Origin of the sequence: Aeromicrobium yanjiei, assembly GCF_009649075.1 — a bacterium.
Lineage (GTDB): Bacteria > Actinomycetota > Actinomycetes > Propionibacteriales > Nocardioidaceae > Aeromicrobium > Aeromicrobium yanjiei.
This window is the reverse complement of the sequence record NZ_CP045737.1, coordinates 139,865-151,289: the sequence shown is the minus strand read 5'-3', so window position 1 is coordinate 151,289 and position 11,425 is coordinate 139,865. Positions and strand designations below refer to the sequence as shown.

The following is an 11,425-nucleotide window of genomic DNA, read 5'->3' as shown; positions in this document are numbered from 1 at the left end:
CTCAGAGTGACAAATCTTACGAGCGCGAGCGTTTAGGGTGTCTCCCGCGTAGCCTTCGGTGCAGCACGAGGCGCGCCCGCGCGGAGTCACATCATGAGAGGCAATGCAGTCAATGGCAGATGTTGAGGCAGCACTGGACCAGGCTGGACTGACCAACCCGCACGTTCGCGAGTACGTCAGCTACTGGGCCGACCTGACCGGCGCGGAGCGGGTCGAGGTCATCAGCGCATCGGACGACGCACGACTCGCGCAGGAGGCACTGGACGCCGGAGAGCTCCTTCCGGCCGGTGAGGGTCTGTACTACTCCCGCAGCTACCACAAGGACACCGCGCGCTCCGAGGAGCGCACGATCGTCGCCACGAGCAACCCCGAGGACGCCGGCGCGTACAACAACTGGCGCCCCTCCTCGGAGATGAAGCCGCTGCTGGAGGGCAAGATGCGCGGCGCCTCGGCCGGCAAGACGATGTACGTCGTCCCCTACCTGATGGCCCCTCCCGGCTCGCCCCTCGAGGCGTACGCCGCGGGTGTCGAGCTGACCGACTCCCGCACGGTCGTCATGCACATGATCCGCATGGCCCGTGTCGGCATCGACTACATCAACGACCTCGCCGACCCCAACAGCTTCGTGCGCGCGGTCCACGTGACCGGTGACCTGGAGAACCTGGGACACGGCACGCCCGACGACGCCCGCTACTTCGTGACGGTCGCCGACGAGCGCACGATCTTGCACTTCGGCTCGTCGTACGGCGGAAACGCCCTGCTCGGCAAGATCGCCCACGGCCTGCGCCAGGCGGCATACGACGGCTGGGCCTCCGGCAAGTTCCTGTCCGAGCAGTTCATGCTGCTGGGCATCACGGACAAGGAGACCGGCAAGAAGTACCACATCTGTGGCGGCTTCCCGAGCGCCTCGGGCAAGACCAACCTCGCGATGACGCTGGCGCCCGACGCCCTGGGCGACCGCTACTACGTCGACTTCTACGGCGACGACATCGCGTGGCTGTGGGTCGACGAGAACGACGGCAAGCTCTACGGCATGAACCCCGAGTTCGGTGTGTTCGGCGTCGCGAAGGACACGAACGAGGCGACCAACCCGGGTGCGCTGCACTCGGTCGACGCCGGCTCGGGCGCGATCTTCACCAACATCGCGTACAACCCGAAGACGCAGGAGGTCTGGTGGGAGGGCAAGACGCCCAACCCGCCCGAGGACGTCACGGGCTGGGAGGACTGGAAGGGCGATCTCATCTCCGAGCGCGCCGAGGGCGACGACTCGCCGTGGGCGCACCCCAACAGCCGCTTCACGACGACGCTGTCCAACGTCCCCAACGTGGCGCCGGACTTCAACAGCCCGCAGGGCGTGCCGATCGACGCGATCATCTTCGGCGGTCGTACGCGTGACCGCGAGCCGCTGATCCGTGCGATGACCGATCTCGCCGAGGGCGTCTACGACGGCCTGACGCTGGGCGCCGAGGCGACGTTCGCCGCCGAGGGTGTCGACGGCCAGCTGCGCTACGACCCCATGTCGATGCGTCCGTTCATGTCCTACCCCGAGGGCGCGTACGCGGCTCACTGGCTGAAGATCATCAGCCAGGCCAACGAGATGCCGCTGTTCGCGCACGTCAACTGGTTCCAGCGCGGCGACGACGGCCGCTTCCTGTGGCCCGGCTACCGCGAGAACCTGCGTCCGCTGCTGTGGCTCATGCAGCTCAAGGCCGGCGAGGTCTCCGGGCGCCAGACGCCGGTCGGCATCATCCCGACCAAGGAGGAGCTCAACCTCGAGGGTCTGGACATCCCGGCGGAGGATCTCGACACGATCCTCACGATCGACAACGCCCGCTGGCAGCAGGAGATCGAGAACCGCGACGTGCACCTCGCCGCGTTCCACGGTCTGCCCGAGGAGATCTGGGAGGCGCACCGCCGGGTGAAGGCCGCTCTCGAGGCCGACGCCTGATCCCCGCTCCCTGAGCTCGACGAGCCCCCCACCCGTTCCCGGGTGGGGGGCTTCGCCGTCCCCCGCCTTCGACCGATCTTTCTGCGTTTCGGCTGTGGCGACCGATCTTTCTGCATTTCGGCTGTGGCGACCGATCTTTCTGCGTTTCGGCTGCCCTGGCAGCACGTACGTCGTCAGGTCGGCCCGGACCTCACGGATCTCTCGGCGTTCCGGCCGTCCCAGCAGCACGAACGCCGAAAGATCGGTCCCCCCGGGCGGTCAGCCGCCGATCTGCTGGACCTGGATCGTGAGCGCCTCCGCTTCGGCGGCGAGCCGCTCGTCGCTCGCGTCCTCGCCGATCTGGTCGACGAGATCGTCGTGCGCCACGACCTCCAGGGCGCCCGCGTAGTCGTCGGTGCCCGCCTGCTCGGCGCTGATCACCTCGACGCGCCCCTCGATCAACCCGATCGTCGCGCCAGAGCCGGCGGCGAGGAGGGAACGGACATGGTCGGCGGTGATGCTCTGCGGTTCAGTCATGGCCTCCGTGTTCCCGCAGCGGGCCACGCTAATCGCACGGTCGTCCGACCTGCTGGCGTTCGCCGATCGCTGGGACGCCGCGATCCCTCCCGAGACCTACGACGACCGCTGGGACGGCGTCCCGGTGATGCGGTCCCTCGTCAGCGCGAAGTACGCGTCTCCCATCCGGGAGGTGCTTACGCCACCGAATGCCGTCCAGGCGGTGCTTACGCCACCGAATGACGGCAAATTGGGGCTCATACGGTGGCGTACGCACCGCCCGACGGCCGGAAAGTGGCGTACGCACCGCCCGACGGCCGGAAAGTGGCGTACGCACCGCCCGACGACCGGAAGGTGGCATACGCACCGCATGAGAAAGGCCCCGCGATCCGGTGAGGATCGCGGGGCCTTGCACCACTTGCGCGCCCGAAGGGATTCGAACCCCTAACCTTCTGATCCGTAGTCAGATGCTCTATCCGTTGAGCTACGGGCGCACACCCCGAAGGGCCTTGCCGATCCTATCGTGCCCCTGCCCGAAGATAAAATCCGGGGACCCGTCCTTCGAATCCTCCCTGCGATGCCGCCCGGAGCCATAAGGTGATGCGTCATCACTTACCCATCGGGAGACCAACTCATGGCATCACGTCCGCTGCGCGTCGCCGCCAGTGCCACATCCACCCTCGCACTGGTCGCAGCGGGCATCGTCGCCTCGGCGACCGGAGCCCAGGCCGCGCCCGAGGACGTCAACACCGACCTCTGCGTCGGCACCCCCGTCTGGACCGGAGACCTCACCGCGGGCCAGGCCGTCCGCGGCCTCACGACGACTCGCGGCGTCACGCCCGAGGCGTTCACCGGCACGTACGTCGATCGCCTCGACAACGGCGCGGGCCGCGGCAAGGACATCCTCTTGTTCCAGATGGAGGGCTCGCGCATCACCAAGACCGACAAGGACGGCAACGTCAACGTCGACGCTGGCATCTGGGCCGGCATGTCCGGCTCGCCCGTCTACGACCAGGACGACAACCTGATCGGCGCCGTCGCGTACGGCTTCAGCTACGGCCCCAGCGTCATCGCCGGCGTCACCCCCGCCAAGGACATCCTCAGCATCGAGGGCACCCCGGCGGCGGCACCCGCGGCCCGCAAGGTCACGATCAGCGCGTCCGCCGGCAAGCGCATCGCCGCGACGACCCGCACGACGTCCGACGACGCCTCGGTGCCCAAGACCCTGCCGCACCTCACCGTGCCGCGCGTCTCGGTCGGCACCCCCGCCTCCGCGGCCAACAGCTTCACCAAGAAGTCGCGCCAGCTCAAGAAGAAGTACGGCTCGGCGCTGCCCAAGTTCGTCCCCGGTGCCACCACGACCGAGCTCGATCCGGCCACCGCGATCGTCCCGGGCGGCAACATCGCCGCGGCGTGGTCGCGTGGCGACGTCACCTTCGCCTCCGTGGGCACCATCACCGCCATCTGCGGCACGAAGGTCTTCGCGTTCGGCCACCCCGACAACTTCGACGGCGACAAGGCCACCGGCACGTTCCACGCCGCGTCCGCCGCGCTGATCCAGGAGGACTCGGCCGACTCGTCGTTCAAGATGGCCAACATCGACACGACCCCGCTCGGCCAGATCACCCAGGACCGTCTGAGCGGCATCCTGGGCGTGCTCGGCAAGCTCCCGCAGGAGACGACCGTCACGACCAACACCACCCTCGCGGGCAGGAGCACGCAGGCCGTCAGCCACGTCTCGGCCGCGCAGGCGCTGCCGACGGCCGTCGCCTCGCAGGTCTACAACGACATCCTGGACGGCCTCGACGCGTACGTGAACGGTGGCGAGGCGATCGCCTCGTGGACCATCGACTACACCCCCCGGGGCGGCAAGCGCGCGACCTTCACCCGGACGCAGCGCATCTCGTACGACTCGTTCCTGGCCGAGCAGATGCCGTTCGACGTCGCGAGCGACGTCGAGTTCCTGCAGACCGCCTCGGACCAGAAGATCACGATCAACTCGGTCACGATCGACAACGAGCTCAAGCCCGACTACAACGCCCTGCGCATCGCGAAGGTCGAGTACCGCAAGAGCACCAAGGTCGGCAAGAAGACCGTCAACACGTGGGTCACGGTCAAGAGCGGCAAGAAGGTCTCGGCCAAGCGCGGCCGCACCCTGCCGGTACGCGCGACGCTGCGTCCGGCGAGCCCGGACTCGGTCGCCAAGCCGCTGGTCACGCGTCTGGACCTCAAGGTCAACAAGTGGGCCGTCGGCACCGGCGTCGCGGCGATCTCGGGCGGGCAGAGCTACTTCCCGCTGAACGAGGGCAGCGACGAGGAGTTCACGATCGTCATGGACGAGGAGGACGAGGAGGAGTACTACTTCGAGAGCGACTCCCCCGCGGCGACCCTGCCCGAGGTGCTGGCCGCACTCAAGGCGCAGCCTCGCAACGACCGCCTGATCGGTGAGCAGTACTACACCAACTCCAACGGCACCTCGAAGGTCTCAGGCACGAAGGTCTCCACGCCGGCCGTCACCCGCGGCAGCTTCTTCCTGAACCTGTCCTACAAGAAGTAGCCCCCACACAGGTCCCGCTGGGCGCCCCCTCGAGGGCGGCGCCCGGCGGGGTCAGGGGATCAGGACGAGCTTGCCGGCGACACCGCGGCCGAGCTCGTCGTGTGCGGCGCCCGCCTGGTCCAGCGCGAACGTGCCGGCGACGTGCACCGCGAGGCGGCCCGAGTCGATCAGGTCGACGAAGGCCTGCAGCGCCGTACGACTGGGCACGATCCGGATGCGGTTGAGCACCACCCCGCGCTCCTTGGCCGCGACGACGTCCTCCTCGCGGACGTCGAGCAGCGACGCGACGACGCCGCCGTCCCTGACGACTGCCAGCGAGCGCTCGACGCTCTCACCGCCGAACGGGTCGATCACGAGGTCGAGATCGGACAGCAGCGTCGTGAAGTCCTGCTCCCGATAGTCGATGACCTGGTCCGCACCCAGTCCGCGGACGAAGTCGACCTTGCCGGCGCTGGCCGTCGCGACGACCTCGGCACCCAGCGCCTTCGCGAGCTGCACCGCCACGTGGCCGACGCCTCCGCCGGCCGCCTGCACCAGCACGCGCTGCCCCGGCTGGAGACCGGCGACCTCGACGATCGAGCGGTACGCCGTGAGGGCGACGAGCGGGAGCGCAGCGGCGTGGACGTCGTCGAGCGAGTCCGGGGTCGCCAGGAGGTCCGTGGCGGGGACGACGACCTTCTCGGCGTACGCGTTGCCCGCTCCGGGCAGACGCGGCATGCCGAAGACGCGGTCGCCGACGGCGAAGTCGGTCACCCCCTCGCCGAGCGCCTCGACCGTCCCGGCGACGTCCCAGCCGAGGGTGAACGGCGGCTCGCCGATCATCGGGTACCAGCCCTCGCGCACCGCGACGTCCAACGGGTTGACGCCGATGGCCCCGGTGCGGACCAGCACCTCGCCGGCCGCCGGCTCGGGGTCGGGCACCGTGACCTGCTCGAGGACCTCGGTCCCGCCGAACCGTGTCTGGGTGATCGCGCGCATGCTGCTCCTCGTGGTGGGGTGACCGGGCACCCGCAACCTATCGATCGGCAGCCGGTCCGCGCCTACCCGGTGTTGCGCAGACCCGCGGAGATGCCGTTGATGGTCAGCAGCAGGGCCCGCTGCAGGTCGTCGTCGGGCTCGTCGACCGCCCGCACCTGGCGCAGCAGCGAGACCTGCAGCGCGTGCAGCGGCGCGAGATAGAAGTCGCGCAGCTCGAGCGTCCGTTGCAGGACCGGCGCCGACTCGAGCAGCGAGCCGTGGCCGGTCACCCGCAGCACCTGCTCGACCGCGAGCTCGTGCTCGCGCCGGATGGTGTCGAAGATCGCCCGGGAGTCCTGCGGCACGAGCGCCTGGACGTACTCCGCGGCGATGTCGAGGTCGGTCTTGGCCAGCGTCATCTGCACGTTCGACACGAACGTCCGGAAGAACGCCCACGAGCCGTACATCTCCTGCAGCGTCTCGCCGCGGCCGTCCTCGAACGCTGCCGCGAGGCCCGAGCCGACGCCGAACCAGCCGGGAAGGATGATCCGCGACTGGGTCCAGCCGAACACCCACGGGATCGCGCGCAGGTCGTCGAGGCCGCCCGCGCCGCCGGGACGCTTGGCCGGCCGGGAGCCGATGTTCATCTTGCCCAGCTCGTCGACGGGCGTGGCGGAGACGAAGAACGGGACCAGCGCCTCGTCGCGCACCAGCGCCCGGTACGCCTGCTTGCCCTGCTCGGCGACCAGGTCCATCGTGCCGTTCCAGCCGTCGAGGACGTCGGTCGGCAGCAGCGACGTGCGGTGCAGCACGGACGCCTCGAGCACCGCGGCGAGCGCCGCCTCGAGATTCTGCCGGCCGAGCCCCGGGAGCGAGTACTTGTCGGAGATGACCTCGCCCTGCTCGGTGATCTTGATCGGCCCGTCGAGGCTGCCGTACGGCTGCGACATGATCGCCTCGGCGGTCGGGCCGCCGCCGCGTCCGGTCGACCCACCGCGTCCGTGGAACAGGCGCAGCGTGACGCCGTGCGCCCGCGCGATGTCACGCAGCGCCCGCTGGGCCCGGTGGACCTGCCACTGCGACGCCGCGATGCCCGCGTCCTTGGACGAGTCGGAGTAGCCCAGCATGATCTCCTGCACGTCGCCGCGGGCCGCGACGATGCGCCGGTACGTCGGATCGCCCAGCAGCGCCTCGAGCAGCGGGCCGGCCGCCTCCAGCTCGGCGACGGTCTCGAACAGCGGGGCGAAGCCGATGCGCGCCGTCACCTCGTCCCCGACCAGGTCGACGAGCCCGACCTCGCGGGCCAGCACCACGACCGCGAACAGGTCGTCGACGTCGTGCGTCATCGACACGATGTACGTCTCGATGACCTCCGGACCGTACGTGTCGAGGGCGTCGCGGATGACGCCGAGCAGGCTGAGCGACGCGGTCGCGGCCGGCCCGGAGCCGCCGCCCGCGAGACCGGTGAGCGGACGGACCGAGGCCATCTCGCGCGACAGCACCTCGATGCGCTCGGGACGCTCGAGCGCCGCGTAGTCGACCTCCCCGATGCGCCCGTAGAGCTCGGCGAGGGCCGCGTGGTGCTTGTCGCTGTGCTCGCGGACGTCCATCGTGGCGAGCCCGGCGCCGAATGCGACGGCGGTGCGGATGAGGCGCAGGATCGCGCCGTTGCCGGTCAGCTCGTCACCCGCCGCGAGCATCGAGTCGCGCACCAGCTGCAGGTCGGCGACGAGCTCGTCGAACGTCAGGTAGTCGCGGCCCGGCTCGTGCGGGGTGCCGTTGACCAGGCGCTCGCGCGCACGCAACAGACGTACGCGCACGAAGCTCAGCTTGAGCCGGTAGGGCTCGTCGGCGTTGAGGCGACGGATCGACTCCCACGTGATGGGCAGCGCGTGGGCGTCGGCCTCGAGGCTCTCGCGCAGGGCGTCCGACGCGGTGACGATCCGCGTGGACGCGGTCATCTCGGTGAGGATCTCGTCGACCATGCCGATCAGCTCGGCGAGACCCGAGGTGTGCTGCAGGTGCAGGATGTCCAGCGTCACCGCGGGGGTCACGTTGGGGTTGCCGTCGCGGTCGCCGCCGGCCCAGGTGCCGAAACGCAACGGCCGGGCCGTGGTCGGCAGGGCCACGTCGAGGCGGCCGAGCTGGCGATCGAGCTCGGCGAGCAGGTCGGGGACGACCTCGGAGGCGATCGAGCGCAGGTAGTAGACCGACGTCCGGGCCTCGTCCTTGGGCTCGGGGCGCACGACGCGCAGCTCGTCGGTCTGCCACAGCAGGTCGACCAGCTCGGCGAGGCGGCGGTCGTCGGCCTGCACCCGGGCGGGGGCGCGGCGCGGGTCTTCCATCGCGCGGATCGTCTCGGCGATCTTGCGCAGCAGCCGCAGCACGCTGCGACGGCTGGCCTCGGTCGGGTGGGCCGTGAACACCGGGCGGTACTCCAGGCGCTCCAGCACCTCGGTCAGCGTCTCGCGCGAGATCCTGCCCTCCTCGAGGGCGTCGCCGATGCGGCCGATCGTCGCCGACAGCGGGCCTTCGGCGTCCGCCGCGAGCTCCTGCCAGCGGTGCAGCTGCTCGGTGGTGTTGACGAGCTGGAAGTACGCCGTGAACGCCCGCGCGAGCACGACCGCCGTCCGCGGGTCGATCTCGTCGAGGACGTCCCGCAGCTCGGCGTCGTCGGGCTGTCGCGCGAGGCGGCGCACCTTCTCGACGAGGGCCAGCAGCTCGGCGCCCTCGTGGCGGGTCAGGGCCTCGCCCAGCAGGGTGGTCAGCTGACGCACCGACGCACGCAGCGCGGCGTGCTCGGCGTCGGACGCCACTCCTCCACCGAACAGCGCCGGATCGGGCTGGCGGCGGTCGGAGGCGAGGATCTCCTCGGTGGTCAAGCGGCTCGTTGAGGTCACGGCCCCAGTCTGCCGGGTGAATGTTGCCGGCAGATGATCTGACGCCTGCTGTTCACCCTCCAAGACGCACGGACCCTTCCTTTCGTCACCTCGACGTGCGCACAATTCATCTGGGCCACGAGGCCACGACTTCTGGGGGGAAGACGATGAACGTACGTATGGTGCTGTCCGGAGCGTTGGCGGCGGGCCTGCTGGTCCCGTTCGCGGTGGCCTCGCCTTCATCGGCCGATCGTGGGCCCGCACCGCACCGCGACCTCGTCTCGTACGTCGACCCGCTCATCGGCACCGCCAACGGCGGCAACACCTACCCGGGCGCGGTCCGTCCGTTCGGCATGCTCTCGTGGTCGCCCACCAGCACGAAGGGCGACCAGACCGACACCGGCGCGGCCAACGGCTACCAGTACGACACGACCCGCGTACGCGGCTTCGCCCTGACCCACGTCAACGGGGCCGGCTGCCACCCGGGCGCGGCCGGCGACGTGCCGATCTTCCCGCACGTCGGGCAGGTGGCCACCTCACCGACCGCCGACACGAAGGACCAGACCTACGCGAGCGACTTCTCGCACGCCGACGAAACCGCCGAGCCGGGTCGGTACGCCCTCGGCCTGGCCAACGGCGCCGAGACGGACTTCGCCGCGACGACCCGCGCGGGGATCGGGACGTTCTCCTTCCCGCGCGGCCAGCAGGCCAACCTGCTCTTCCGCACGTCCAACTCGCTCAACGGCAGCGAGGACGCCACGACCCGCATCGACCCGCGGACCCAGACGGTCTCCGGCTCGGTGCTGACCGGCGGGTTCTGCGGGCGACGTGGCAACGGCGGCGGCAGCAACAAGTTCTCCTACTACCGGCTCCACTTCACCGCTCACTTCGACCAGAAGTTTGTCCGCACCGGCACCTGGGTCGACGGGCAGCTGCGACCCGGCACCACGTCGGCCAGCGGCGGCGAGGGTTACGAGACGGGAAGCAAGCGGGCTGGTCGCGGATCGGGTGGCTACGTCGGCTTCGACACCCGCCGAGCGGTCACGATGCGTATCGGCATCTCCTACACGAGCCTTGCGGCGGCCGAGGCCAATCTCGCCGCCGAGCTCACGCCCCGCGCCACGGTCGACCGTGTCGCCGCCGCCGGCACAAAGGCCTGGAACCGGCAGCTGCGTCGCGTCGAGGTCGCGGGCGGCAGCACGCCCAAGCTCACGACGTTCTACACCGCGCTCTACCACTCGTTCCTGCAGCCCAACATCACCAGCGACGTCGCGGGCACGTACCTCGGCGCGGACCGCAAGGTGCATCGCCTCAAGCGTGGCCAGCGCGCGCAGTACGGCAACTACTCGGGCTGGGACCAGTACCGCGCCCACACCCAGCTGCTGGCCCTGCTCGAGCCCCGGATCGCGGGAGACTTCGCGCAGTCGTTGCTCAACCTGTCCCGGCAGAACGGCGGCGTGTGGGATCGCTGGGTGCATGTCAACGGGCCGACCCGGGTCATGACGGGCGATCCGAGCGCGCCCACGCTGGCCGGCATGAATGCCCTCGGGGTCGACAACTTCGAGGTCGAGGCGGCGTTCGACTCGCTGGTGCGCCAGGCCACCGTCCCCAACCCGGCCGGGCTGTCCGACTACGGCTGCCCGGGCCAGTGCGCCGGCATGCGTCCCAACCTCGCCGAGTATCTGCGCCTGCACTACGCCCCGCAGGACACCTGCCACTGCTGGGGCGGGGCCGCCGAGACGCTCGAGGACAGCGCCGCCGACTACGGCCTCGCGCAGTGGGCCAAGCGGCTCGGGCGCACGCGCGAGGCGCAACGCTTCACCGACCGCGCCGGTTGGTGGCGCAACACGTTCAACCCGCGCGCCACCCCGACCGCCGGCTACCAGCAGGCCCGCAACGCCGACGGCTCGTGGGTCGAGCCGTTCGACCCCACGAGCGACCTCGGCTTCGCGCAGGGCAGCTCGGCGACGTACACCTGGATGGTGCAGCACGACGTGCACGGGCTGGCGGCGCTGATGGGCGGCGACGCCCGGGCCGTCGCGCGTCTCGACGAGTTCTTCCGCAGCGGCTACGACCCGACCAACGAGCCCGGCATCCACACCCCGTGGCTCTACAACGCCCTCGGCCAGCCGTGGAAGACCCAGCAGACCGTGCGCGACTACATGGACCGGGTCTACGGCACCGGACCCACGGGTCTCCCGGGCAACGACGACCTCGGGACGATGTCCGCCTGGTACGTCTGGAGCGCGTTGGGCATCTATCCCCAGACACCGAGCCGTGGCGAGATGCTGCTGTCGAGCCCGACGTTCCCGAAGGTCTGGATCAACCGGCACGGCGGCCCAACCACGATGATCAGCGCTCCGGGGGCGTCCGCTGACGCGATATACGTCCGGTCGGCCCGCCTCGACGGGCGCAGCTGGACCCGCTCCTGGTTGCCTGCCTCGGTGCTCAACCGCGGCGGCGACCTGACGGTCAGGGTCGGCGACCGGCCGCGGACGTCGTGGGGATCCTCGCCCCAGGACGTCCCCCGTGATCGCTAGCCGTGCGACCAGGCGATCACGGACCACGCGAAGTACCCGGCGTAGCACC

General features: G+C 70.2%; 6 protein-coding genes and 1 tRNA gene. 3 read left to right on the top strand and 4 right to left on the bottom strand.

Translation table 11 applies throughout. From position 1 onward, the window contains the following. The first annotated feature begins 112 nt into the window (after window positions 1-112). Window positions 113-1,948: a phosphoenolpyruvate carboxykinase (GTP) gene (locus GEV26_RS00960; RefSeq protein ID WP_153651335.1), complete on the top strand. Its 1,836-nt coding sequence runs from the start codon at window positions 113-115 to the stop codon at window positions 1,946-1,948. Window positions 1,949-2,206: 258 nt separating this feature from the next. Here the strand turns inward: GEV26_RS00960 and GEV26_RS00955 are convergent, their stop codons facing one another. Both GEV26_RS00955 and GEV26_RS00950 read right to left on the bottom strand, forming a co-directional pair. After that, window positions 2,207-2,464, bottom strand: coding sequence for a hypothetical protein (locus tag GEV26_RS00955; protein ID WP_153651334.1), 258 nt, complete (start codon window positions 2,462-2,464; stop codon window positions 2,207-2,209). Window positions 2,465-2,864: 400 nt separating this feature from the next. Next, window positions 2,865-2,937, bottom strand: a tRNA-Arg gene (locus GEV26_RS00950). A 140-nt stretch (window positions 2,938-3,077) separates the two neighbouring features. Here GEV26_RS00950 and GEV26_RS00945 point away from each other — a divergent pair. Next, window positions 3,078-5,000 (top strand): hypothetical protein, encoded by a 1,923-nt coding sequence (locus tag GEV26_RS00945; protein ID WP_153651333.1) that lies wholly within the window; start codon window positions 3,078-3,080, stop codon window positions 4,998-5,000. Between the two features lie 51 nt (window positions 5,001-5,051). Here GEV26_RS00945 and GEV26_RS00940 read toward each other — a convergent pair whose 3' ends face one another. Beyond that, complete coding sequence (locus GEV26_RS00940) at window positions 5,052-5,978, bottom strand: NADP-dependent oxidoreductase (RefSeq protein WP_153651332.1); 927 nt, start codon at window positions 5,976-5,978, stop codon at window positions 5,052-5,054. 62 nt (window positions 5,979-6,040) lie between these two features. Further along, complete coding sequence (gene ppc / locus GEV26_RS00935; RefSeq protein WP_208430999.1) at window positions 6,041-8,857, bottom strand: phosphoenolpyruvate carboxylase; 2,817 nt, start codon at window positions 8,855-8,857, stop codon at window positions 6,041-6,043. 146 nt (window positions 8,858-9,003) lie between these two features. On the opposite strand from ppc, the gene GEV26_RS00930 reads away from it, so the two are divergent. Continuing rightward, on the top strand, window positions 9,004-11,376 hold the full coding sequence (locus tag GEV26_RS00930) for a GH92 family glycosyl hydrolase (RefSeq protein WP_153651330.1): 2,373 nt from the start codon (window positions 9,004-9,006) through the stop codon (window positions 11,374-11,376). Window positions 11,377-11,425: the final 49 nt, after the last annotated feature.